General features: G+C 58.2%; 17 protein-coding genes and 1 pseudogene. 7 read left to right on the top strand and 11 right to left on the bottom strand.

Annotated features, from left to right (window positions below; all coding sequences use genetic code 11):
• The first annotated feature begins 21 nt into the window (after positions 1–21).
• Entirely contained in the window at positions 22–1335 is a 1314-nt protein-coding gene (locus VO84_RS13145) for a tagaturonate epimerase family protein (protein ID WP_058188063.1), read from the top strand.
• Positions 1336–1450: 115 nt separating this feature from the next.
• Positions 1451–2227 carry an SDR family NAD(P)-dependent oxidoreductase gene (locus VO84_RS13140; protein WP_058188062.1) on the top strand — a complete coding sequence of 259 codons (777 nt, stop codon included), beginning with the start codon at positions 1451–1453 and terminating at the stop codon, positions 2225–2227.
• Between the two features lie 70 nt (positions 2228–2297).
• Here the strand turns inward: VO84_RS13140 and VO84_RS13135 are convergent, their stop codons facing one another.
• Entirely contained in the window at positions 2298–3581 is a 1284-nt protein-coding gene (locus VO84_RS13135; RefSeq protein ID WP_231737918.1) for a glycoside hydrolase family 28 protein, read from the bottom strand.
• Between the two features lie 17 nt (positions 3582–3598).
• Positions 3599–4681 (bottom strand): sugar kinase, encoded by a 1083-nt coding sequence (locus VO84_RS13130; protein ID WP_058188061.1) that lies wholly within the window; start codon positions 4679–4681, stop codon positions 3599–3601.
• A 356-nt stretch (positions 4682–5037) separates the two neighbouring features.
• Between VO84_RS13130 and VO84_RS13125 the strand changes: the two genes are divergently transcribed.
• A complete protein-coding gene (locus VO84_RS13125; RefSeq protein WP_058188060.1) occupies positions 5038–7404 on the top strand; it encodes a pectinesterase family protein in 2367 nt (788 codons plus the stop codon).
• An 84-nt stretch (positions 7405–7488) separates the two neighbouring features.
• On the opposite strand, the gene VO84_RS13120 is transcribed toward VO84_RS13125, so the two are convergent.
• Positions 7489–11190, bottom strand: a complete 3702-nt coding sequence (locus VO84_RS13120) for a carboxypeptidase-like regulatory domain-containing protein (protein ID WP_197414021.1) — start codon at positions 11188–11190, stop codon at positions 7489–7491.
• Between the two features lie 457 nt (positions 11191–11647).
• Positions 11648–14149, bottom strand: a complete 2502-nt coding sequence (locus VO84_RS13115; protein WP_058188058.1) for a valine--tRNA ligase — start codon at positions 14147–14149, stop codon at positions 11648–11650.
• Between the two features lie 197 nt (positions 14150–14346).
• Here VO84_RS13115 and VO84_RS13110 point away from each other — a divergent pair, with 197 nt between their 5' ends.
• The gene (locus VO84_RS13110) at positions 14347–15156 is read left to right on the top strand and encodes a hypothetical protein (protein WP_058188057.1); all 810 of its coding nucleotides are present in this window, start codon (positions 14347–14349) and stop codon (positions 15154–15156) included.
• A gap of 24 nt (positions 15157–15180) precedes the next feature.
• Here VO84_RS13110 and VO84_RS13105 read toward each other — a convergent pair whose 3' ends face one another.
• Both VO84_RS13105 and VO84_RS13100 read right to left on the bottom strand, forming a co-directional pair.
• Positions 15181–16449: a TIGR03435 family protein gene (locus VO84_RS13105; protein WP_197414020.1), complete on the bottom strand. Its 1269-nt coding sequence runs from the start codon at positions 16447–16449 to the stop codon at positions 15181–15183.
• Positions 16450–16718: 269 nt separating this feature from the next.
• A complete protein-coding gene (locus tag VO84_RS13100) occupies positions 16719–17183 on the bottom strand; it encodes a cupin domain-containing protein (RefSeq protein WP_082661951.1) in 465 nt (154 codons plus the stop codon).
• Positions 17184–17311: 128 nt separating this feature from the next.
• On the opposite strand from VO84_RS13100, the gene ggt reads away from it, so the two are divergent.
• Both ggt and VO84_RS13090 read left to right on the top strand, forming a co-directional pair.
• Complete coding sequence (gene ggt / locus VO84_RS13095) at positions 17312–19054, top strand: gamma-glutamyltransferase (RefSeq protein ID WP_058188761.1); 1743 nt, start codon at positions 17312–17314, stop codon at positions 19052–19054.
• Positions 19055–19117: 63 nt separating this feature from the next.
• Positions 19118–19606: a hypothetical protein gene (locus VO84_RS13090; RefSeq protein WP_058188054.1), complete on the top strand. Its 489-nt coding sequence runs from the start codon at positions 19118–19120 to the stop codon at positions 19604–19606.
• Positions 19607–19679: 73 nt separating this feature from the next.
• On the opposite strand, the gene panB is transcribed toward VO84_RS13090, so the two are convergent.
• Positions 19680–20561: a 3-methyl-2-oxobutanoate hydroxymethyltransferase gene (gene panB, locus VO84_RS13085; RefSeq protein WP_058188053.1), complete on the bottom strand. Its 882-nt coding sequence runs from the start codon at positions 20559–20561 to the stop codon at positions 19680–19682.
• A 577-nt stretch (positions 20562–21138) separates the two neighbouring features.
• Here panB and VO84_RS13075 point away from each other — a divergent pair.
• Positions 21139–21885, top strand: a complete 747-nt coding sequence (locus tag VO84_RS13075) for a polysaccharide deacetylase family protein (RefSeq protein ID WP_058188051.1) — start codon at positions 21139–21141, stop codon at positions 21883–21885.
• A 13-nt stretch (positions 21886–21898) separates the two neighbouring features.
• Here VO84_RS13075 and VO84_RS13070 read toward each other — a convergent pair.
• The 4 genes and pseudogenes from VO84_RS13070 to VO84_RS13055 form a co-directional block, all read right to left on the bottom strand.
• Positions 21899–22177 (bottom strand): annotated as a pseudogene (locus VO84_RS13070) (HepT-like ribonuclease domain-containing protein); the annotation flags it as partial.
• Positions 22178–22257: 80 nt separating this feature from the next.
• On the bottom strand, positions 22258–22548 hold the full coding sequence (locus VO84_RS13065) for a nucleotidyltransferase family protein (RefSeq protein ID WP_058188049.1): 291 nt from the start codon (positions 22546–22548) through the stop codon (positions 22258–22260).
• A gap of 9 nt (positions 22549–22557) precedes the next feature.
• Positions 22558–23868, bottom strand: coding sequence for a glutamate-1-semialdehyde 2,1-aminomutase (hemL, locus tag VO84_RS13060; RefSeq protein WP_058188048.1), 1311 nt, complete (start codon positions 23866–23868; stop codon positions 22558–22560).
• Between the two features lie 51 nt (positions 23869–23919).
• Entirely contained in the window at positions 23920–24105 is a 186-nt protein-coding gene (locus VO84_RS13055; protein ID WP_058188047.1) for a hypothetical protein, read from the bottom strand.
• Positions 24106–24144: the final 39 nt, after the last annotated feature.

The following is a 24144-nucleotide window of genomic DNA, read 5'->3' as shown; positions in this document are numbered from 1 at the left end:
GTTTATAAATCGAGGAGAACTATGAGTACCCCACTCACATTACCGAAATATTCGCTCGGCACCGGCGATCGCTTCGCGCATCAGGCCAAGGCGCAGCTCGCCGCGTGCCTCAAAGCGCTTGATGCCGGCCTCGAGATCATTCCCGTCTGGAATAAATCCAATCGCGAGCACATCATCATCGGTTCGGAGCCAACTTCCGCGCGCGCAGCCGCCGATGCCGCCGTTAAAGCACTCAACTGGAAGCTGCCCTACTTTCTCGACGCGGATCACATCGGCCTCACCACCGTCGATCGCTTCATCTCCGTCTGCGATTTCTACACCATCGACGTCGCAGACTTCATCGGCAAACCCGCGCCCGCGGATGAGATTGAAGCCTTCGTCCGCGCGCATCGCGGACTCGTAGGCACACTCAAGCTGCACGGCGTTGCCGATGCGATTTCCATCACCGAAGAGGATCTGCACCAGACAGCAACCAAGTTTCTCTACGCCGTAAAAATCGCCGGCGACGTCTATCGCAAGATCGCTTCAGTCAAGGGCAAAGACAACTTCATACCCGAAATCTCGATGGACGAAACCGACCGCGCTCAAAGCCCCGTTGAGCTACTCATCATCCTCGCTGCCATTGCATCCGAAGGCATCCCCATCCAGACCATCGCACCGAAATTCAGCGGCCGCTTCAACAAAGGCGTCGATTACGTTGGTGACGTAGCGCAGTTCGAGCGCGAGTTCTCGCTCGACGTTGCAGCCATCGCCTACGCCGTCGAAACCTTTGGCCTGCCCGCAAATCTCAAACTCAGCGTGCACTCCGGCAGCGACAAGTTTTCCATCTATCCGGCCATTCACGCAACACTCAAAAAGTTTGACGCGGGCGTGCATTTGAAAACCGCCGGAACCACCTGGCTCGAAGAGCTCATCGGCCTTGCAGAAGCCGAAGGCGAAGCTCTAGCGCTCGCCAAAGAGATCTATGCTGAAGCCTTCGCGCACCGTGAAGAGCTATGCGCACCATACGCCACCGTCATCGACATCGATCCCGCAAAGCTGCCCAATCCAGAGACGGTCAATAGCTGGACCTCAACGCAATACACCTCCGCGTTACGTCACGTACAGAGCGATCCAGACTACAACCCAAGCCTCCGCCAGCTCCTGCACGTCGGCTTCAAGGTTGCAGCCAAAATGGGTAAGCGCTATCTTGATCTGCTCGAAGCCAACGAGCCTGTCATCGCAAAAAACGTAACGGAAAATCTCTACGACCGCCACATCGTTCCTGTATTCTTCGGCAGCGCGGCGAATGCAGCAGTTACGGCGCACGCAGGCGCAGATAGCAAATCAGTTTGAATTTGATTTGTGTTTCGCACGACTTTAGTCGTGCCGAAAATAGCTGAAAGAAGAATGGGGCTTTAGCCCCCGCGTTCTAACTAACCCACCACCCAATCGCAATATTGGAAACAAAATGAGCGAAAACATTCTCAATCTTGAAGGTAAAGTCGCCGTCATCACCGGCGGCACATCCGGCATTGGCCGCGCACTGAGCCTCGGTCTCGCACAGGCCGGCGCAGACGTCATCGCCACGGCACGCCGCAAGCAGCAGGTAGAAGAAACAGCCGCAGCCATCGAAGCCCTCGGCTGCAAAACCCTCCGCTTCGAATCCGACGTCACCGACCGCGCCTCGCTCATCGCCCTGCGTGACGCCACACTCGCAGAGTTCGGCAAAGTCGACATCCTCATCAACTGCGCCGGGCGCATCAAGCGCACACCCACGATGGATGTAACAGAAGAAGACTGGAACACCATCATCGACACCAATCTCACCGGCACACTGCGCGCCTGCCAGGTCTTCGGCAAGCCCATGCTCGATCGCGGCTACGGACGCATCATCAACATCACATCGCTCAACAGCTACGTGGCCCTGCATGAAGTGGCAGCCTACGCCGCCAGCAAATCCGCCGTCTCGTCACTCACGCGCTCGCTCGCCGTAGAGTGGTCGCGCAAAGGAATTACCGTAAACGCCATCGCACCCGGCGTCTTTAAAACAGAACTGAACGCCGCACTGCTTGAAGGCACACCGCGCGGCCACGAGCTGCTCATGCGCACGCCAATGGGCCGCTTCGGCAAAACAGAAGAACTGATTGGCGCAGCGCTCTACCTCGCCTCTGACGCCGCATCCTTCGTCACCGGACAAACCATCGTCGTCGACGGCGGTTTCCTATCCAGCGGCGTGAACCAATAAGCTTCGCGCCATTGCTCAACAAAAATGTCGCGCTCGCAGCGCGGCATTTTCCATTTGCATGAGAACAAACTCAATGCAGATTCAGCTTCGCCCCCGCCGCCTGAACAATCGCAGGATTCTCCCCAGCCGTCACCACGAATCCCCTGCCGGTCACTTCCGCATATCCCACATTCATCCCATGCTGCGCGCTGATCCTCACATTCCGCAGCGTAACAGCCAGCACAGGAGCCTCGGGCAGTCCCACAATCGCGCCCGCAGACACACTATCCACGGCCGTCACATTCTCCAGCGTGATGTCATGAAAGTGCGGCGTCAGCCGCGTCACCGGCTGTGGCCCATCGCCCTCCGGCGGCAGCACCTTAGGATAGTACTCGCTGATGATGAGCGCATTCTTCACGCCCTTCATCTCAATATCCTTGAAGAAGAGATGCCCCACATCGTTGCCACGATCGCGGTTTGCCTTCACACGAATACCGTTATCCGTGCCCTCAAAATGAATCCGCTCCGCGCGGATATTCTGCGCGCCACCCGCAATCTCGCTGCCAATTGAAAGCCCATGCCCATGCAGAAACGTGCAATCAGTAATCGTAATATCGCGGCTCGGCGCATCCGGCCCCGGCGAATTGATCATGCCTGACTTGATCGCGATATTGTCGTCGCCCACATCGGCAAACACATGATCGATCGTCACATGGCTCGATGAAAATGGATCGATCGCATCCGTATTCGGCGAGTGCGCCGGCGCCAGCACCTTGATATTGCGAACCACGACATCATCCGCGTAATACAGCACCAGTTGCCACATCGGCGAGTTCTGAATCGTCACGCCTTCCACGCGCACATGCTTGCAATGATCGAAAACCACCAGCCGCGGTCGTGTATGCTCCGCGCCCAGAATCCCCGAGTCCTTGTACGCGCGCGCCTCCTGCCACCAGCTTTCGCCGTTGCCATCAATCGTGCCCTCACCCGTGATCGCCACATGCTCCGCATTCGTCGCGCTCACCAGCGACTGCATCCCCGGCGCACGAAACTCTGTCTTCGCTGGATAGTCCTTATGATCTGGCGATCCCAGCAGCGTTGCACCTTTATCGAGCTGCAAAGTGATGCCGCTTTTCAGCACAATCGGCGCGCTCAGGTATATACCCGCCGTCAGCCGCACCGTGCCGCCATCCTTCGCCGCACATGCATCAATCGCCGCCTGCAGCGCCGCTGTGTCCTTCGTCGCACCGTCGCCCCTGGCTCCGTACGTTCGCGCATCGCATATCGCGGCTGCATGAAGCGCCACAGCCGCAAAGAAAAACAACGCCGCTGCAATCAGCAGCGGCGCCCTATAGATGAATCGGTTCATCATCATTCCGTTTCGTTGATTTTCTATCGCTGAATACGCGCCGACCCACCCGCCGCAAAGGCCTTCACCTGCTCAAGCGTGGCCATCGTCGTATCACCAGGAAATGTCGTCAGCAATGCGCCATGCGCCCAGCCCAGCTTGATCGCTTCCTCCGGTGCTTCGCCCGCAAGCAGCCCGTAAATAAACCCCGAAGCAAAGCCATCGCCACCGCCCACGCGGTCATAAACAGTCAACTCCGCAGTCGGTGCGTGCAGTTGCTGCCCATTTACCCATGCAACAGCACTCCAGCTATGATGGTTCGTCGAATGCACCTCACGCAGCGTCGTAGCCACGGCTTTCACATTCGGGAAGCGCTGCACCACCGTGCCCATCATGGCAAAGAACGCCGTCGGATCGAGCTTCGACTTCGTATGGACCTCCGGACCCGTGAGCCCCAGACCCTTCTGCAGGTCTTCTTCATTGCCCACCAGCACGTCCACGTTTTCGACAATCGCCGAAAGCACGCTCTGCGCGCGGTCAATCCCGCCTGAAATCTTCCACAGCTTCTCGCGATAGTTCAGGTCAAACGAAGTGATCGCACCAGCCTTGCGCGCCGCCTTCATCGCTTCAATTACAAGCTCCGCCGTCGTCTCTGAGAGCGCCGCAAAAATACCGCCGGAGTGAAACCACCGCACGCCTTCGCCAAAAATCGCCGTCCAGTCAAAGTCACCCGGCTTCAGTTGCGCCGCGGCCTCATTGCAACGGTTGTAAAACACCACCGGAGCGCGCACGCCCAGCCCGCGGTCGCTATACACCGTCGCCATGTTCGGCCCGCGCACGCCATCATGTTCAAACATGCGATAGATAGGCCGCACACCCATTCCGCGCACACGCTCCGCAATCAGATCGCCGATGGGATACTTCACCATCGCCGAGGCAATCGCCGTGCGCTGCACAAAACAATCGGACAAATTCGCCGCCACGTTGAACTCGCCGCCACTGACATGAATCTTCACCTCCGTGGCCTTGCGAAAAGGAATAATGCCCGGATCGATCCGATGCACGAGCGCGCCAAGAGACAACAAATCGAGCGCGCCTTTCTGTGGAACTTCGAACCCAAGGTTCATCGCAAAACTTCTCCCATGCGAAAAATGGCTGACAACTAGACCGCGCAGAATCTTACGGCTATAGCTTCACTGTATGCTCGCAGATCAGGGTCGAGCGAATGTTGTTTCTAACTGACAGAAGAATTGTATCGCCCAAGAGGTCTGACCATCAACCGCAAATCTGCTATATCAAATAAACTTTATTATGTCGGCAAAGCCTGCACACATTTCGCTCAATCATTCAGGATAATGCGTAACACTCAAGATCAGCGTGGTGGATCGAGCAACCTTAACTTGACTGAACTAAGCGGCAACAATTCTCATGGTGTCGTCAAGTGGTCTGTCCTCTTGATCCCTTTATTCCCTTGAGGAGATGTATGCAGATTCGCTCTTTTCCTGCAATTTCTGTCGTCCTTTTGTTCATCACGGCAGTTCATTCCGCGCCTGCACAAGACACGCGTAGCGTCACCGAGCCACGCATCCCCGCGCCCTGCGTCACGCTGAATGCGCAACTCGAAGCGCACAATGGCCAGCTTTCTCCAGCCGACGAACAGCGGCTCGACACCACGCGCATTCAGGACGCGATGGATCGTTGTGCAGCCGGAAAGGCCGTTGTGCTCAAGGCGCAGGGCCGCCGTAATGTTTTTCTCACCGGCCCGCTTCAGTTGCAGTCCGGAGTCACGCTCGTCATAGCCGCCAATACAGTTCTCGCAGCCTCACGCGATCCGCGCATCTACGATCTCACGCCGGGCAGTTGCGGTATCGTGGGCGAAAAAGGTCACGGCTGCAAACCGCTCATCACAGCAGATCACGCAACGAACAGCGGCATCATGGGTGACGGTGCCATCGACGGACGCGGCGGCGCAACACTGCTCGGACAAAAGTCGTCCTGGTGGGATCTCGCGCATGAAGCCAAAGTCACTGACAAGCAACAGAGTGTGCCGCAAATGATCACGCTGCGGCAGGCAGACAACTTCACGCTCTATCGCATCACACTGCGCAACTCGCCCAACTTTCACGTAGCCATCAATCAGACCAACGGCTTTACCGCATGGGGCATAAAGATCATGACGCCCGCCACCGCGCGCAATACCGACGGCATTGATCCCGGCTCTTCCACCAACGTCACCATTGCGTATTCGTTCATTCACACAGGCGATGATGATGTCGCCATCAAGTCGGGCGGCTCAAACTCAGCCTCGCACATTTCCATACTGCACAATCACTTCTACACCGGCCACGGCATGTCTATCGGCAGCGGAACCAGCGGCGGCGTCGATCACATTCTGGTGAACGACCTCACCATCGACGGCGCAGACAACGGCATCCGCATCAAGAGCGACCGCAGCCGCGGCGGCCTCGTGCAGGACGTTCTCTATCGCAACGTCTGCATTCGTAACGTAAAAAATCCGCTTCTCTTTACGCCAAAGTACACCACCTTCGATGGCAATCTTCTGCCCATCTATCGCAACATTACTTTGAGCGATGTCCGGATTGAAACGCCCGGCATTTACACGCTCGTGGGCCTGGATGCGGAGCATAAGCTTGGCCTTCAATTCGACAACGTATTCGCAGACGACCTCTCTCACGCCTTCATGGACGTCAGCAATGCGGAGTTCAAAATAGGTCCGCGCCGTGGCAATCTCGCGCCATCCGGCGATGGCTCCTCCGCCGCAGAAATGCCAGGCACAGTCGCAGGCAGCGAAATGAATTGCAGCGCGCACTACGCCGTATTTCCAACCCTAAAGACAGCGCCTGAAATGGCTGGCAAAATCCCCGACGAAGATCGCACGCTGTACGTTGCAGCCGACGGCACGGGCGATTACTCATCCATTCAGAAAGCTCTTTACTCCGCTCCAACCACTGGCGGCCTTGTTCTCGTTGGTCCCGGCATCTATCGCGAAGTCATCGCGGTTGATAAGCCGCACATTGAAATCCGCGGCTCCTCGCCAGATCCATCCAAAACCGTCATCGTGAACGACCTGAGCGCCGGCACCAGCGGCGGCACGCTGCACTCAGCCACGGTAAACGTCACGGCAGACGATTTTCTCGCGCAGAACATCACCTTCGCAAACGACTTTAACCGCACGCATCCTCAACTCCCGCAGGGCTCGCAGGCGCTCGCGCTGCGCGTCATCAGCGACCGCGCCATCTTCCGCAACGTGCGCCTGCTCGGCAACCAGGACACCGTCTACGCAGGCAGCCGCAACTGCACGCCCGACGGCGCAAACTGCATTCCCACGCGTCAATATTTTGCCGATTGCTACATCGAAGGCAATGTGGATTTCATCTTCGGCGATGCCAAGGCCGTCTTTGACCGCTGTGAGATACATTCCACATCGCATAAAGGTGGCTATCTCACCGCGCAATCCAAACACTACCCGGAAGAGGATTCAGGCTTCGTCTTTAACCATTGCAAGCTCACCGCGGACCCCGCAGCCGAGCCGCAGATTTATCTCGGCCGTCCATGGCGTCCGTATGCACGCGTCATCTTTATGCATACAGAGATGGGCGCGCACATTGATCCCGCAGGCTGGCGCGAATGGCATCCTGGAGAAACGCACTCGATCGATACGGTCTACTACGCCGAGTTCGATTCTACCGGCCCCGGCGCTAACAACTCCGCGCGCGAGCCGCACACGCATATGCTCACACCGCAGGAAGCCGCGCAATATGATCCCGCTGCATTCCTGACCGGCAGCGACCACTGGAGCCCAACCGCTGCAACTCCTCCCGCGCAATAGCAAAAGAAAATGGGCGCGAACCTGGCTGGGTTCGCGCCGCTGCGAGAAAATTCTTATCTTCAAGCCTGATTCTAAGAAGCCTCGTTAGAAGTTGAAGTGACCCGCCATCTGGAACTGGCGCGGATTGTTCGCCTGGCCCGCAATGGTGCCAAACGACCCCGAGCCGACTGTCGAGCCGATGGAGCCATCCGCCGTTGCCGCCGTGCTTCCAAACCACACATGGTTCACCGCATTGAAAACGGCCGCGTCAAAGACGAACTTCACGCGCTCGTTCCTCCACAGACTGAAGGTCCTGCGCAAGCTGCCGTCAATGTTGTAGTTGCCGGGTCCGCGCAGTCCGTCAGCGCCCGTACGGGCCACGTCACCCAACACGTATTCGTTGCTCAAGGAACCGGTCTGCACGAAAGCCTCCGGATTGATGTACTGCATGGAGCTCAGGTTCGTGCGCGTTGCGCCATGCCCCCATCCGCCGTTCTGGCGCGCCGGGCCGCTGAAAGCCGTGTTGTAAGCCGGCATGCAGGTTCCCTGGCCCACAACGCCGGTGCAGGTGCTGCCCGTCAGCGCCAGCGGATTGCCCGACACATAAGTGAATACATCGGAGAGCCGCCATCCGCCGGCAATTGCGCGAACAATCGCGTTGCCTCCGCCAATGTGATCCTTGCCGAAGGGCAGATCGTAAGTGCTCGTAAAGACCAGGTTCTGCGGCTGGTCCTGCGTGCTGAGCGAGCGCTCAATCCGATCAATCGCCCAGGCTTTCCCGCTGTTGGCCAATGCGCCCGACGGAATCGCATAGCCGGTGCGGAAGGTGCCCACATCGTCGATAGTCTTGCTGTAGGTATAGCTCAGCATGAAACTCAAACCGTGGCTCAAACGTTGCTGGATGAAGAGCTGCAGCGAGTTGTAGTTGGAGTTGCCCACTGCGGGCACCGTGTCCGCCACGCCGCTGTACTGCGGGAATGCCAGGAGCGCCTGGCTCACCTTGTTATTGAAAGTTGCATAAGGCAACCCATTCGGAGTGTTGGCCGAAGTAGCCGTAGCACCCAGCGTAGCTCCCAGAGATAGATACTGCGGATCGAGCTGGTTGCTCCAGTAGCCACGCGGCGCGCCGGTCGGCACCAGGAAATGTCCCTGGTTGCCCACGTAGCTCACCGTGGCCGTCATGTCCTTGGTCACAAGCAGTTGCCAGCCAAGCGACCATCCTTCAAATGTCGGCGTGCGTCCTCCATACTTCGGATCAAGATAGGCCAGCGTCGAGGAAATCTTGTACGGCGAGACCGCCGCCGTCGAGTAGTAGGTCGCGTAAGCGGGATTGAAGACCGGAGGAGCAGCAACGGTGCTGGTTCCAAAAGCCGTGTTCGCAATGCCCGCACCAGTGAAGTACGTTCCGTTGTTCAGGTAAAACGCCGGCAGGGAGTCACCGGGGCTTACCGGACTTGGCGCAGCGGCAAAGCCCAGTTCCATTTCGCCATTGCTGGAGGTAGGAAGCGTGGTTTGCCCGCCCGACGTGCCGCCGCCGTGGCCATAATAGATGCCGTAGGAGCCGCGCAGCACAAGCTTGTTGCCCATCTGGTAGGCAAAACCTAGGCGCGGACCCAGGTTCTTGTAATAGGTCTGCATCGGGGTTGAGCAGTTGCAGCTATCAGGTCCGCTGCCGGCAAACTGCAGAATGCCGTTATTGCCGGTTACAGGATTGGTCGCCGTCGGATTCAGGAAAGAAAAGCGATTCTCCGCTTCCGTCATCGGCGGCATCACATCCCAGCGCAGCCCGGCGTTCACCGTCAGCTTGGTCGTCAGTTTCCAGTCATCCGTGGCATAGAAAGCGTAGGGACGATACCGCGCGCCCGTCTCCTGTGCAATGGGCGCATATTGCGTGTAGCTGCCCGTGTCTACCGCGCCCAGCAGGTAGCTGGCATACGGCAGGCCGGTGTTGGAAGTAGCCTTAGCCGTCGAGCCGCTCACCTGCGCAGTTTCCGTTACCGCAAAGTTCGTCGTGGCCAGCGTGCTGCCCCCAATCGCGTACAGGTAGTTGTACTGCATCCATTCCATCTGTCCGCCAAAGGTAAAGGAGTGCCTGCCCTTGATCCATTGCACGTTGTCCAGCAGCGTAAAGGCATCCGTGTTGCCCACATAGCCGGTCTGCGGACCCCAGCTTGCAAAGCTCTGCGGACCGCCGCTGAATTTTTCATACGGAAAGCTGCCTGCTGCCTGGCCCGTAGGCAGGCCGGTGATTCCGGCAGTCGATGCCGCATACTCCGCAATACCGTAGGTGGGGTTGTGATCCGGCGAGTGATACTGCGCCGCGCCAAACTTGAACTGGTTCACCAGGTTGTCGGTAAGGATGTATGTGTCCTGCACGATCCCCACCTTCGAGATCGGCGTGTAGTTCTTCGCGTACAGGTATGGCAGCGGAGCCACGTTCGTCGTCTGGCTTCCTGCCGGACCAATCAGCCCCTGCCGACCCCAGCCGAAGATTCCGCTCACGCTGTGTTTGTCGTTGATGTGCACATCCAGGCGATCCGCCGTCGACCAGTTGTTCAGGCCCCAGTTATATGAGCCCCAGTAGTTGTTCGTCAGGTTTGAATTGCTTGGCGCAGGCATAAACTTCTGCAGGTACTGCGCAATCGGAGAAATCTCGTCCTGTGGAATCACATTCGTTGCCACCGGCCCCGTGCCGCAACCCGCGCTGGTCCATGTAGGTCCGCGGAACTGCGTACGGCTATAGCTGCCGCCCGTGAGAGTCTGCGTCGTCGGATCGTAGATATTCACGCCCAGCGCCGAAAAATCGCCGCACTGCTCCGCCGGTGTAGGATTCGTCTGCACCTGCGGCTTGGTCAGTGTCGAGTAGCGAAAACCCGTGTAGTTGCCAAAGAAGAAAATCTTGTTCTTCCAGAACGGCAGGCCAATCGTCATGCCGTACTCATTCATGTGCTCCGGCGGTTTGTAATAGGTGCTGGCCAGAGACGTGTCAGGATAGTTGGCCGGGTACTGCGCCGGAATAAAGCCCGCTGAATCGAGCGCGGTGTTGCGGAAAATATCGTAGAACGTCCCGTGAATATGGTTCGTGCCCGCCTTCACAGTGAAGTTCTCCACGCCAATCCCCTGGTATTCCGCCGAATAACCCGTCGTCTTCAGTTGGAACTGGTCGATCGTCTCCACCGAAAACGCCGGCCAGATAAAACGCGGATCGCCCGCCGTTGAAGCCGATTCCAGGGGAATGCCTTCCACGTACATCGTTGTGCCCGAGCCATAGCCATTCACCACCATCGGCTCATCCGACTCGTTGTTCTTGATTTCGTTGTTCGTAGCGCCAGGCATCATGATCGCGTAATCCGTCACGCGCCGTTGATCGGTACTCACGCCATTCGCGCCGCCCATCTCCAGAGGCAGTGAAGTGTACGTGTCGTTCTCCATCGTCGCGCCAAGCGTCGCATTCTCAGTCTCCAGCGCCGGCGGCGCCGAGGTCACCGTCACAGTCACGCTCGCCGCGCCAAGCTGCAGCGGCAGGTCTAGTCCCAACACCTGCATGCCGTTTACATGCAGCTCCGGGCGCTGCAGCGTCTCAAAGCCCTTCGCCGTCACCGTCACCGTATACGTGCCCACATCCAGCGGCGCAAGACTATAGCGTCCATCGGTGTTGGTCGTGCGAACCATCTCCGCGCCTGTGCCCGTGTTCTTCGCCACCACCCTCGCGCCTGCAACCACCGCGCCCGTCTGATCGGTGACAGTTCCCTCAATGGTGCCGGTGCCGCCAATCTGCGCTCCGGCCTTTGCAGGCAACAGCAACATCAGGACAGCGCACAGTGACGTCAGTCCTGCAAAAACGAATCTGCCGCGGCTTTCTGCGCAGAATCTTGAAATCAACCCTTTTTCAGATGGCTCGACCGTTCTCTTTGTTATTTTCATGAGTGGTCTTACCAGTACGACCCCAAACCAAGTCTTCATATGCATTGCACTGGCGTCCTTTTCCTTCAGAATTTTGCTGAATTGAACTTGTATGCGAACGTCGAAAATTCTCTCTCTGCTTGGGTAGAGTTGTCAAACGGGAGTTGAGCGGGTCGCTCTGAAACAGTTTCTGTTTGGAAACCGAAAATTCCGAGACACGATACACGTGGATTTTTAGAATTTCGTTTACTGGTCCGACCACTTGGAGACAAAAATGCTCCTCCAGATGTCTTCAAGGACCCCAAAAACAACAAAGCGCGCCCCGAAGGACGCGCCCTGCTCATTGGAAAGAAACGGAAATTTAAACCACAATATCGACCCTGACACCTTCCAGATCAGTAGCCGTCTCAGCAGTCCCGTATACAAGCTCCGTCGTCCGCACCGCAGCGCTGATCGAAGCCTGCATCCGCTCCACAGTCGCCGCAATCTCGGGCTTCGCACCGGTCACGTCCAGCGTCACCTTCGCCAGCCGTCGCGTCTGGCTCACCTTCGCCGTCGTCCGCAGCCCGCGCACCGCGCGCAAAATCGCAGACAGCACTTCCATCTCCGGCACCGTCACATCCCACTCAGCATTCGCCTGCGGCCACGCCGACTTATGCAGCGAAGCCGCCTGCTCATGCCCCTTGTAGAACTGCTGATACAGATACTCCGTCACAAACGGCAGAAACGGCGCATACAGCCCCAGCACAATCCGCAGGCTCTCAAAGAGCGTCGTCCGCGCCGAAGCCCGCGTCTGCTCCACATAGTTGTCCGGCGTCCAGAACCTGTCCTTGATCAGCTCCAGGTAGTCATCGCAAAAGACGCTCCAGAAGAAGCGATCCGTCTCCTCGCGCGCCTCATGATAGCTGTAGCCCTCAAACGCCTTCTTCGCCGCAGGGAGAACCTTGTTCAATTCAGCCAGCAGCCAGCGATCCTCCGGCGTCCGCGCCGCAAACGGCACAAAATCCTTCACCGGATCGTAAGCGCCCATCTGCAGGTCCGCAAACCGCGCCGCATTCCAAAGCTTCACAACGAGCTTGCGGCCAATTTGCACATCCTTCTCGTTGTAGCGGAGATCGTGACCCAGCGAGCCTCCCGAAGCCCAGTACCGCAACGAGTCCGCGCCAAACTTCTGAATCACCGCATACGGATCGTAGCGGTTGTAGCCATTCGCATCCGTGTACTGTTCCAGGTCGCGCTTCGAAATCTTCTTCCCGTTCTCGTTCAGCCCCCAGCCGGAGATCATCACACTCTCCCACGGCAGGCTCTTCGTATGCAGGTGGCTCTTCACCACCGTGTAGAAAAGCCACGTGCGGATAATCTCAAAAGCCTGTACGCGCACTGTCATCGGATACACGCTCGCATCGCCAATCCGTCCCGGCGTTCCCGCCCAGTTCGAATTGATCAGCGGCGACACCGACGAAGTCATCCACGTATCCAGCACATCCGCATCAGGAACAAACTCCGCGCTTCCACACTTCGCACATGCACTCACCGGCGGCTTCGACTCCACCGGATCAACCGGCAGCGCAGCCTCATCCGCTAATACCACCTCGCCGCACTTCGCGCAGAACCACACCGGCACCGGCACACCGTAAAAGCGTTGTCGCGAAATATTCCAGTCGTACTTGAGGCCCTTGATCCAGTCTTCCAGCCGAATCTGCATCCACTCCGGAAACCACCTCAGCTCCTTCGCGCGCTCCAGCAGCTCATCCTTCATGTCCATCACGCGGATAAACCACTGCGGAGCCATCACAAACTCAACCGGCGCATCCGAGCGATCAGAAACGCTCACCACCTGGTCCACAGCCTTCGAGCCAGTCAGCGCACCAGCTTCTGTCAGCGCTGTCACAATCTTGCCGCGAGCCTCATCCGTCTTCATCCCGGCAAACTCGCCCGCCAAATCCGTCAGCCGCCCGTTGTTGCTCACCACAACCCGCAGCCCAAGCCCATCACGCTTCCAGCGGCGCACATCTTCGCTGTCGCCAAAGGTGCAAACCATCATCAGGCCCGTGCCAAACGCCGGGTCAACATCGTCATCCGCCAGCACCGGCACAGTCTGCCCAAAAAGCGGAACTGTCGCCGTCTGCCCCAGCAGATGTGTATAGCGCGCATCCTTGCTGTTGCAATAAAGCGCCACGCAAGCAGGCAGCAGCTCCGGCCGCGTCGTTGAAATCGTCAGCGGACTTCCATCCACACCCTTGAAGACAATGTCATGCAGCTTGCTCTTGCGCTCAATCGTTTCGAGATCGGCCTGCGCCAGCGAGGTCTCCAGAATCGGATCCCACAACACCGGCTCATGCGAGCGATAAATCCGCCCCAGCTTGAACAACTCAATAAACGATTTCTGGCTAGTCCTCTGGCAGTGATCATCAATCGTCGAGTAGCGCAGATTCCAGTCCACGCTCAACCCCAGCGCGCGCCACAGCTTCTCGTACTCCTTCGCGCCCTCGGTCGTCGTCTGCAAACACAGCGCTCGAAACTCGCTCCGCGTTGTCTTCGACTTGTTGATCTTGAAAGTCTTCTCGACATACCGCTCCGTGGGCAGCCCGTTGTCGTCAAAGCCCATCGGATAGAAAATCTTCCGCCCGTTCATGCGGTGGTAGCGCACGATGAACTCAGCCTGCGCATAGCTCATCGCATGGCCCACATGCAGGTGCGAAGCGGAAACATACGGCGGCGGCGTGTCAATCGAAAACACCTCGCCGGCCTCATTCGGGTCATACAGATAAATGCCCAGCTCATCCCACAGCCGCTGGCAATAAGCTTCCACTTCGGCTGTATCAATCTCTTTCGGGAGCCGGCTCTCGGTCTCAAGTTGCATAGATTTCAGGTTCGCTTCCCTGCCCCATCAGAATTCAGCAGTTTTCAGTCATTACCCGGCAGTTGCACGGGGAAAACAGCGATACAGGGCCAAGAACTTGATTATAAAGGAGCGCACTATCTGCCGGAATACGCGTCGCAGCGCGGCTATGTGACAATCTGAGTCCACAGGCACGAACACCAACCGGAGAAGCAGAAATGGCCGCCACCGAAAATCCGATTTCCACGCCAGCCATCGATGACGCTCTAACTGTCTGCGCCATCAGCCTGCTCTCGACTATCGTCTCCGACGTCCTGCATGAAGCACTGGGCCACGCCGCCGTGGCTCTCGTCACCGGCGCGCAATCCGGCGTGCTCTCCACCGTCGCATGGTCCAGTGTCTTCGATTCGCGGCTCGTCGCAGCGGGAGGAACGCTCGTGAACATCGCCGCAGGCCTCATACTCTGGCTTGCGCTCCGCATCGCAACAGACGCATCCGCACCATGGCGCTTCTTTCTGTTCACATCTCTCGCGTTCAATCTGTTTACCGGCACCGGATATTTCTTCTTTTCCGGTGTCACTGACTTCGGCGACTGGTCAACCGTAATTGCCGGCATGAGCCCGCACTGGCTCTGGCGAGGCCTGCTTATCGTGGTGGGCATCGCGACCTACTATGCAGCCGTGCGGATCATCGGCTCTGCGCTGGTGCGCTATGTCGGAGTACAACAAAACGACCTGAGCCGTATGCGAAGGCTTACGCTGCTGCCATACCTCTCATCCGTGTTCCTGCTGTGCGCCGCAGGATTCATGAATCCAATTGGAATCCAGCTCGTATGGCAGTCCGCCCTGCCGGCAGCCGCAGGCGCGCAGTGCGGCCTGCTTTGGATGAGATATTACATTCCAAAATCCATTGTTCCCGAACGTGGCTCCCAAATCATTCGCCGGAGTTACACGTGGATCGCGGTTGCCGTATTTCTCTCACTGGTTTTCATCTTCGTCCTCGGGCGCGGTATTCAGCTGCATCGATAGATTCCCGCAGAAGTCCTGCAGCCCTCAGTTCGCCGCATGAGCCCCAGCCGGAAACGGCTCCGCCGTCACTGTCAATGTCTCAATCGGCCGCTTAGCCGCCGCCAGCTTCAGCCCAAGCGTAGCCAGCGCCGCATTGGCAGACGCCACATCCGTCGGCGCAATCTTAAGCGTATCCATCACCATGCCATCCAGTCCCGTTTCATCCACCACCGGCATCTCCAGCGCCTTTTCAAGTCCCCCCGCCACCTGGCTCAGCGTAGCGTTCAGGCACTGCAAAACCTGACGCTTTGTGCTGTAAAAAGCCGCGCCGCCTCCCGGCGGATGTGTCAGGTGCCCCGCAGCCTCGGGCGTAGCCGTCAGCACATAGGCATCCTTCATTGCCGTCTGCCGCTCAATCCGCAGGTGCGCTCCTGTGGCAATCGCCAGTTCCACAGCGCTCGCCAGTTGCTTCGGCTCTGCATTCGGAGCCTCAACGTGCAGGTTGTACAAGGCGTTGTCAATTTCCTTCGCGCCCGTAATGCGCGTCGCTGGAATTCCCAGGGCCATGTTCAGCAGCACAGTAGCTGAGGCATTGGTCACATCCATCTGCCCCGGCCCGCGCATCATCAGATGCGTCTCCGGCTCCTTGCCGGCTTCAACATGTCCCGCCGCCGTCAAGCTGATCTCAAACAGTGCTCCAGCAGTTGTCGCAGACTTGCTCACCTGATCGGAAAATGCCTGCGCCGTCGCCTGATCAAGCTGGGACTGCGTTGCCGCATTCGGCGCAGCGGGCTTTAGCGGCGCGCCATTGGCCAGCGCCAACAGATTCGCAGCGTTCAGCGACTCAGGCCGCATTGTCGTACTCGCCACGCGCCCGTCCGGCCCCACAATAATCGTCTCCGGACGGCTATACACCCCATATCGATCGAAAACTTTACCTGAAGTATCGAGACCAATCCACCCGCTGATCGGCTTCTTCTTTAAGAAAGCCTGCACCACCGCCGGATCTTCATCATCCACCGAGACAATCTGCACCTTCGATGGATCGACCGAAGCATTCAGCGCATTCAGCACCGGAATCTCACCAATGCAAGGTGCGCACCACGTAGCCCAGAACTCCAGCACTATCACCTTGCCGTGCAGTGCAGCCCAATCCGTCTTCGTTCCCGCCGGAGCCTGCATCACCTGCGTCAGTAAAAGCTCAGGAGCAGCGTTGCCCACCGCAGGCAGATTCTTGTTCGCCATCGCCGCCTGCGAAAAAGCCACACCCGCACACGCAACCGCCGGCGCAATCAAAAAGAGACACCTATGCACACGCTTTCTCTGCAATGATTTGCTCCTTTATCGAGGCTTCTGAATTTTTCCAGGGACAAAATGAATGTATTGCATGGACGAAATCATGAGTGAATCGTCTTCTCTTTGTCCTTACGCATTTGCCGCCTCACGTGTTCCGCACCCGCACAAAACCTGCCGCCCGCCTGCCAAGCCATTGCGTCAGCATATCGAAATGCAGAAGCGCAGATTCCCTCATCACTTGCATCTTTGGAATCGCGCCGAAGGCGCTGTCGCCTGGACGGCCAGTCCTACGGATTCACAAACACCGGCTTCACATCCGGCGCTCCCGGAATCCGGAAATTCACCACCGTATACGTCACCGGCGCACCCGAATCATTCCGCGCCGCGTGCGGCACATTCGAAGCCAGGTACACCACCGACCCCGGCCCCACCGTCTTCCACTCGCCGTTAATCAGCACCGTCGCCTGGCCTTCCTTGATAATCAGCATCTCCTCATTCGGATGCTTATGCGGCTGATGCGAAGCCGCATGCGGATTCAGCGTAGTAACATGCACATCCAGATCCGCCAGCGTCGCCGTCGGCCCATTGAAGAACGTCCGCAGCACACCCACCTCCGTCGTCTTCGCCGGAACGCTGTTCCAGTCAATCGCCCAAGACTTCCCCACCGCCTCAGCCTGCTGCGCCACAGCAAAGCCACCAGCCGTCAACACCGCCGCAACCAACGCCACCAATCCATCTCTACGTGTAAACATCAACCCTCCACAAAGGAACGAATCAAATTTACGCCTCAGCACTATGCGTCATGCAAACAAAGAAAGGAACTTTCAGGCGCCGAAGGCGCTGTCGCCTGGACGGCCAGTCCTTTATCCTGACTTCACCGATGAACAACCGCGCCACCCTTGCACTCCTCGCCGCCATCGCCGTCACAACAGCAACCGCCCAACAGTCTCTCGACTACAAAGGCGAGCAGCCCACCCGCACGCAGCATGGCATGGTCGTCAGCGTGCATCATCTCGCATCCGATGCAGGCGTACAAATTCTGCAGCAAGGCGGCAACGCCGTTGATGCAGCCGTAGCCACCGGCTTCGCGCTCGCCGTCACGCATCCAGCCGCAGGCAACCTGGGCGGCGGCGGCTTCCTGCTGCTCCGCAGACACAACGGCAAATCCACTTTCATCGACTACCGCGAAAAAGCCCCGCTAGCCGCCACAGAAACCATGTACCAGGATGCGCAAGGGAACATCCTCCCCGGCGCCAGCGTCACCGGCTACAAAGCCATCGCCACGCCGGGCTCAGTCGCAGGCCTCGTCTATGCGGAAAAGAAATACGGCAAGCTCGGCCTCAAAAAAGTCATGGCTCCCGCCATCAAGCTCGCGTCAGAAGGCTTCCTGCTCACATCAGAAGAAGCCCGCGAACTAGCCACACCCGGCCTCGCCGACTTCGCCGACTCCAAGCGCATCTTCCAGCGCGACGGCAATCTCTACAAAGACGGCGACCTCTTCCAGCAACCCGACCTCGCCCGCACCCTTCAGCGCATCGCCGACAATCCGAAGGATTTCTATCACGGCAAAATTGCGCATCAGTTAGTCGATGAAGTAAAAAAAGGCGGCGGCCTCCTCACGCTGCAGGATCTCGCGCAGTACAAAGTCGCCGAGCGCAAGCCCATCGTCGGAAAATTCCACAACTACACGGTCATCTCCTCGCCGCCGCCATCCTCCGGCGGAATCGTGCTCATGACCACGCTCAATATTCTGTCGAGCTACGATCTCTCCAAGCTAGGCGACCGCTCCCCGCAGGAGATCCACCTCATCACCGAGGCCTATCGCCGCGCCTTCATGGACCGCACCGACTACATGGGCGATCCCGACTACAACCACATCCCAACCACCGAAATGATCTCGCAGAAATACGCCGACGCCTGGCGCACGACCATAGATTCGAATCCAGCCACGAACGCCGCCACGCCCAGCGCCAAGCTCGTCCGTCCCGCAGGATTCCTCCCCGCCGCACCCACCAGCGCAGGCTCGCGCCATGAGTCGAACAACACCACGCACTACTCCGTCGTCGATAAAGACGGCAACGCCGTCTCCGTCACCACCACGCTCAATAACAGCTTTGGTTCGGACGTCACCGCAGGCTCGCTCGGCTTCCTGCTCAACGATGAAATGGACGACTTCGCCTCAAAGATGAACACGCCGAACATGTTCGGCCTCATCCAGGGACCGGCCAACGCCATCGCCCCCGGCAAGCGCCCACTCTCCGCCATGACGCCCACCATCGTGCTTGAAGACAACAAGCTGCGTTACGTCCTCGGCTCACCCGGCGGCCCGCGCATCATCACCACCGTGGCAAACATCTTCCTGTCAGCAACAGAAGGCGGCCTCAACATCCAGGAAGCCGTAGACGCCCCGCGCTTCCACCACCAGTACCTTCCCGACAAGCTGTACATGGAACTGGGCTTCGCGCCGGAAACAGTAGACGCGCTCAAAGCAATGGGCTACGACATCGCCATCAGCAAAGGCCACTGGTCTAACGGCGAATGCATCGCCATCGACCCCAAAACCGGCGAACTCCAGGGCGGCCAGGACCACCGCAGCCACTATGGCAAAGCTTCGGGATATTAAGGGGTCATCAAAGTTGAGCTATCGTTTTCTCAAAGATTTTCGGCAATTCCGCAGGTGAAACAAATGAAGCGCATTCTCTATTTGGCCGCATTTCTACTCATACTGCTCATTGGAACTAAATCGGGTGTTGGGCAGGTTCAACGGGCATTACTGACTGTCGATGGCTTGAGTATTCCGGCCGACGGTGCGCTTGCTACATTCCAAATCGACACTTGGGGCGTGATTCCCTTGACTGTATGCAAGGTTCCACCTCAGTGGGAGTTCAAAGAACAAAAATTTATGGACTCCGAAGGCTCTTTGTCTGGCCGGTCTGATCCCTACCACCGGACGCTGCAAAAGTTAGATCGAATGTACCTTGTCGACGTTTACAGCTATCAAGCTTTGCCTAAGGGCGATCCTAAAGGCGAATATCACCCTGCGTCTTTTGCTGGTTGGTACGAGGTATTTGACGGAAATGGCGACATAATCAAGAAGCGTCGACAGTTTCATGCAAGCAATTTTCATTTGACACCAGCGGCACGCTGCCCCGACGCACCTCCAGCGGAACCGTAGATTAGCTTTCGTATGTAGGTCAGCGTGTGTCCAGATCCCTCATTTTGCGACTTGAAATAGAACCACGCTCAAATCAAGCAGTCTTAGCCTGCGCCAACTCCGGCTTCGGCAAATGATAGCTCTCCGCATCATTCGGAAACGCGCGATGCTCCACATCCTCGCGATAGCGCTCAATCGCTCCGCGAAAGAGTGAGGCAGCATCCGCATACCGCCGCACAAACTTAGCCTGCGGAGAAAAGCTCAGATTCACCAGGTCGTGGAAAACCAGAATCTGCCCATCGCACTCCGGCCCCGCGCCAATCCCAATCGTCGGCACCGTCAGCTCCGCCGTAATCGCCGCAGCAGCCTCGCGCGGAACACCCTCCAGCACCACCGCACCCGCACCAGCCTCAGCCAGCGCCAGCGCATCGGCCTTCAGCCGCATCGCAGCCTCCGCCGTCTTCGCCTGCACGCGGTATCCACCCATGCGATGCACACTCTGCGGCGTTAGCCCCAGATGCGCCACCACGGGAATCTCCGCAGCCGTCAGCGCAGCTACTAACTCAACACGCGCGCCCTCGATCTTCACAGCCTCAGCGCCCGCTTCCTTCACAAAGCGCACGGCATTCGCGACACCCTCGGCAATGGTCCCGTGATAGCTGCCAAACGGCATATCCGCCACCACCAGTGCGCGCCGCACAGCCCGCCGAACGGCCCGCGTGTGGTGCAGCATCTCGTCCACCGTAATCGATAGCGTGTTCTCGTGGCCCATCACCACCATCGCCAGCGAATCGCCAACGAGGATCAAATCGATCCCCGCCTCATCCACCAGACGCGCCGTCGCATAGTCATACGCCGTCAGCGCAGAGATCGGCTTCAGCTGCCGCTTCATCTCGCTCAGCGCAGGCACAGTCACTTTTGTCGTGGGATTTCCGGTTGGCAGATTGCCACCGGCAAGGAAGTTGGTAAGACTCATCGCATCTCCAGTGCCGCTCCGCAAATTCAGGATGCAGCCCGTACACAGGCAGTATACCGCCCGTCGATACAGATGCCAATTGCAGATAGTGGCGGTCAGTTTGAAATCTGAGGTTTTCGCGTGGGTTCGGCAAACGGTACATTTGATGTATGGACAAGAGCCTTTTGCAACCTCGTTGGATAGTGTTTGTTGCCGCGATACCGATTAGTCTCTACGTATCCCTTCTAGGTACGGCCTTCATGGGATTGTGCTCCGGGCCATCCGCAATCTCATGCTGGCCGCACACCTTCACGTGGACGCTTCTTGCTCCGTCTCTGCTCTTGGCCAGGTTTTCAATTCGGATTACTGCAATCGTGGCGGCAATACTCCTCGTCGCGCATTTTTATATTGAGGTTCACTTCTATGGGGAAGATTTAGCAGCTCTTTGGGACACAGATAGGGCACTGGATAAATGTTTCCTCATCGCAGTGCTCCTTTTGGCTGTTTCGGCATTATTCCCGAGGAAGATTTCAAACTGATCCATTACCCAGAGCCCTCTAAATTGCCAGTCGGCACACGGCTCAAGCAAACTTGATAGATGGGAACTGGGTTAAGCCTGATCACAGGAGCAACGGCCGTTGCGGCAGTCACCGGCCTCGCCATCGGCGGCTACTATTACGCATCCCTCTGGCCCACCTCGCAGATCTTTGGCCGCACCCTCACAGCGCCGAAACTTGCTCCGGGCAAGCCTGGCGAAATCGCCCTCACCTTCGATGACGGCCCCAACCCCGCCTTCACCCCGCGCCTTCTCGACCTCCTCGACCGCCACAACGTCAAAGCCACCTTCTTCCTGGTCGGCCAATACGCCAGCAAAGAATCCGCCCTCACCCGTCTCATCGCAGAGAACGGCCATCTCATCGGCAATCACACCTGGTCGCATCCAAATCTCGCCAGCACCGCTCCGCACAAAGTCCGCGAAGAACTCCGCACCACCAGCGACGCACTCGAGCAGATCATCGGCAAGCCCATCCGCTTCTTCCGCCCGCCCTTCGGCGCCCGCCGACCCCACGTCCTGCACACCGCACGTGAGCTAGGACTGGAACCCGTCACCTGGAACGCCATGACCAACGACTGGGAGGAACCCTCCGCCAACCGCATCGCCGCCACGCTCAGTGCAAAAGTCGACAAGCTCCAGAGCCGTGGCTACGCCACCAACATCGTCCTCCACGACGGCAGCCACCGCGAGCCCGCAGCCAACCGCGAACCCTCCATCACCGCCGCCACGCAGCTATTAGAGCACTACGCAAAAACACACAAATTTGTCACGGTTGATGCCTGGGGATAACACGCGGGAGAATTTACTGGTCGAATTCAGCGATGGCTGTTTTCAGTTGCCGATAAAGTTCAGGAAGGTCGTGTTCAACGACTCTCCACACTACTCCCAGATCGACAGTGAAATAGCCGTGTGCTAATTGGTTGCGCATCGCATAGATTGCAGCAAATGGAATCGATCCGAATCGGGCAGCCACATCCGGCGTAACCTCGAGCAACTTGCGTGATGCCTCGCCGAGAATCTCAATATTCCGAATCACCGCGTCCTGCAAGAGTCGCTCAGCTTGAAAATCCTCTTGCGCCTTGCCATCTGTGTATGTCTAAATCTGGCGCACAGCATCCAGCATGTGCCCAAGATAATCACGCGCCCGCAAATTGCGATCGATCATACCGGAACAGCTTCCGTCAGCACCTTCTCGCGAAAATTGCCCGGCAAAGCCTTTGGGGTAAGCAGATCGATCCTGATGCCGGTCACAGCCTCCAGGCGAACCTGCAGCTTCGCAATATCCAGCAGGCTGGTCTCGGGCGATGGGTCCACCAGCAGATCCAAATCACTCGTCTCGCTGTCCTCGCCATGCACAACTGAGCCGAAAAAACGCGGATTCGCCATGCCGGATTCCAGCACCATCTGGCGGATCGCATCCCGATGCTCAAGCAGAACTTCCGAGGGCCTCATGCAGACATTCTACAGCGACCGAAACGCAATCCGCGCCGCATCAACAGTCCGCGCAATCTCCGCGTCCCCATGCGCCGCACTCACAAACGCCGCCTCAAACTGCGACGGCGGCAGCCACACACCCGCATCCAGCATCGCCCGATGAAACCGCCCAAAAGCCGCCGTATCCGACTTCGCGGCCTCGTCGTAGTCCGTCACCGCATCCGCAGTAAAGAACCAGGTCCCCATCGACCCCACGCGATTCGTCGTCAGCTCCACACCAGCCTTCGCAGCCTCAGCCGCCACGCCGTCAAACACAGCCTTCGCCGTAGCCTCCAGCCGCGGATACACCTCACCCGCATGCCCCTGCAGATAGCCAACCGTAGCAATCCCCGCCGCCATCGCCAGCGGATTCCCGCTCAGCGTTCCGGCCTGGTAAACAGGCCCCAGCGGCGCCAGCAAATCCATAATCTCGCGTTTGCCGCCAAACGCCCCCACCGGCAGCCCGCCGCCCACAATCTTGCCCAGCGTAATCAAGTCCGGGGCCATCTTGTAGCGCTCAACCGCTCCGCCCAGCGCCAGCCGAAAACCCGTCATCACCTCATCGGCAATCAGCAGCGCACCCTCACGCCGCGTAATCTCCCTTAATCCTTCCAAATACCCATCAGCCGGCAGAATGCACCCGGCATTCCCCACCACCGGCTCCAGAATCACCGCTGCAATCTCGCCCGTATGCGCAGCAAACGCCGCTTTCACCGCACCCAGATCGTTGTACGGCAGCGCCAGCGTCAGCTTCGCCACCACCTCCGGCACGCCCGCCGAACCCGGAATCCCAAATGTCGCCACACCTGACCCGGCCTTCACCAGCAGCCCGTCCGCATGGCCGTGGTAGCAGCCCTCAAACTTCACAATCACATCTCGCCCAGTCGCCGCCCGCGCCAGCCGAATCGCCGACATCGTCGCTTCCGTCCCGCTTGAAACAAACCGCAGCCTCTCAATCGCCGGATAGCACGCCATCACGCGCTCGGCCAGGTCGCCTTCGGCAGCCGTAGAAGCCCCAAAGCTGGCCGACTTCCGCGCCGCGCGCTCAATCGCCTCCACCACCGGCGGAAACGCATGTCCCAGAATCATCGGCCCCCACGAGCCAAAGTAGTCGATGTACCGGTTCCCATCCGCATCCGTCAGCCAAGCGCCCTCCGCGCTTTCGACAAACGGCGCGCCTCCGCCCACCGCGCGAAACGCGCGTACCGGCGAGTTCACCCCTCCGGGAAACACGCGCTCAGCGCGCTCTTGTAGTGCCTGGGAACGTGTGCGTACGGGTACTGCAGTTGGCGTAGTCATCTCGATCTAAGTATAAAAGTCACACCGCGGCACGAAACTTACATCAGAGCCTCAATCACCAAGACCGGCAATCAAAAACGCCACACCAAGACCCGCCAGAAACCCATCGATCAGATGCATGTATTCCCTTGAGTGCATCCCAACAGGGTGCCTGAACAGCCACAACAACACACCCGCCGCAAGACAAACGCCTCCAAGTTGCAACAAATGAGTTCGCCTGCCACCGGATTTAGCCATCTATCTCCTTTTCGATCAATACTTACTTTATTTACACTG

It is taken from the genome of Occallatibacter gabretensis (genome assembly GCF_001449115.1).
Classification (GTDB): Bacteria; Acidobacteriota; Terriglobia; order Terriglobales; family Acidobacteriaceae; genus Telmatobacter; species Telmatobacter gabretensis.
Note: the sequence above shows the minus strand (reverse complement) of the source record. Positions and strands in the feature narration are given on the sequence as shown.

Excerpts from the sequence above, each read along its gene's own strand:
- VO84_RS13120 (WP_197414021.1), bottom strand. The coding sequence starts at position 11,190 with ATGTTGCTGTTGCCTGCAAAGGCCGGAGCGCAGATTGGCGGCACCGGC.
- VO84_RS13115 (WP_058188058.1), bottom strand. The coding sequence starts at position 14,149 with ATGCAACTTGAGACCGAGAGCCGGCTCCCGAAAGAGATTGATACAGCC.
- hemL (WP_058188048.1), bottom strand. The coding sequence starts at position 23,868 with ATGACTACGCCAACTGCAGTACCCGTACGCACACGTTCCCAGGCACTA.
- VO84_RS13100 (WP_082661951.1), bottom strand. The coding sequence starts at position 17,183 with ATGTTTACACGTAGAGATGGATTGGTGGCGTTGGTTGCGGCGGTGTTG.
- VO84_RS13090 (WP_058188054.1), top strand. The coding sequence starts at position 19,118 with ATGAAGCGCATTCTCTATTTGGCCGCATTTCTACTCATACTGCTCATT.
- VO84_RS13055 (WP_058188047.1), bottom strand. The coding sequence starts at position 24,105 with ATGGCTAAATCCGGTGGCAGGCGAACTCATTTGTTGCAACTTGGAGGC.
- VO84_RS13075 (WP_058188051.1), top strand. The coding sequence starts at position 21,139 with ATGGGAACTGGGTTAAGCCTGATCACAGGAGCAACGGCCGTTGCGGCA.
- VO84_RS13125 (WP_058188060.1), top strand. The coding sequence starts at position 5,038 with ATGCAGATTCGCTCTTTTCCTGCAATTTCTGTCGTCCTTTTGTTCATC.
- panB (WP_058188053.1), bottom strand. The coding sequence starts at position 20,561 with ATGAGTCTTACCAACTTCCTTGCCGGTGGCAATCTGCCAACCGGAAAT.
- VO84_RS13145 (WP_058188063.1), top strand. The coding sequence starts at position 22 with ATGAGTACCCCACTCACATTACCGAAATATTCGCTCGGCACCGGCGAT.
- ggt (WP_058188761.1), top strand. The coding sequence starts at position 17,312 with ATGAACAACCGCGCCACCCTTGCACTCCTCGCCGCCATCGCCGTCACA.
- VO84_RS13130 (WP_058188061.1), bottom strand. The coding sequence starts at position 4,681 with ATGAACCTTGGGTTCGAAGTTCCACAGAAAGGCGCGCTCGATTTGTTG.
- VO84_RS13110 (WP_058188057.1), top strand. The coding sequence starts at position 14,347 with ATGGCCGCCACCGAAAATCCGATTTCCACGCCAGCCATCGATGACGCT.
- VO84_RS13135 (WP_231737918.1), bottom strand. The coding sequence starts at position 3,581 with ATGATGATGAACCGATTCATCTATAGGGCGCCGCTGCTGATTGCAGCG.
- VO84_RS13140 (WP_058188062.1), top strand. The coding sequence starts at position 1,451 with ATGAGCGAAAACATTCTCAATCTTGAAGGTAAAGTCGCCGTCATCACC.
- VO84_RS13065 (WP_058188049.1), bottom strand. The coding sequence starts at position 22,548 with ATGAGGCCCTCGGAAGTTCTGCTTGAGCATCGGGATGCGATCCGCCAG.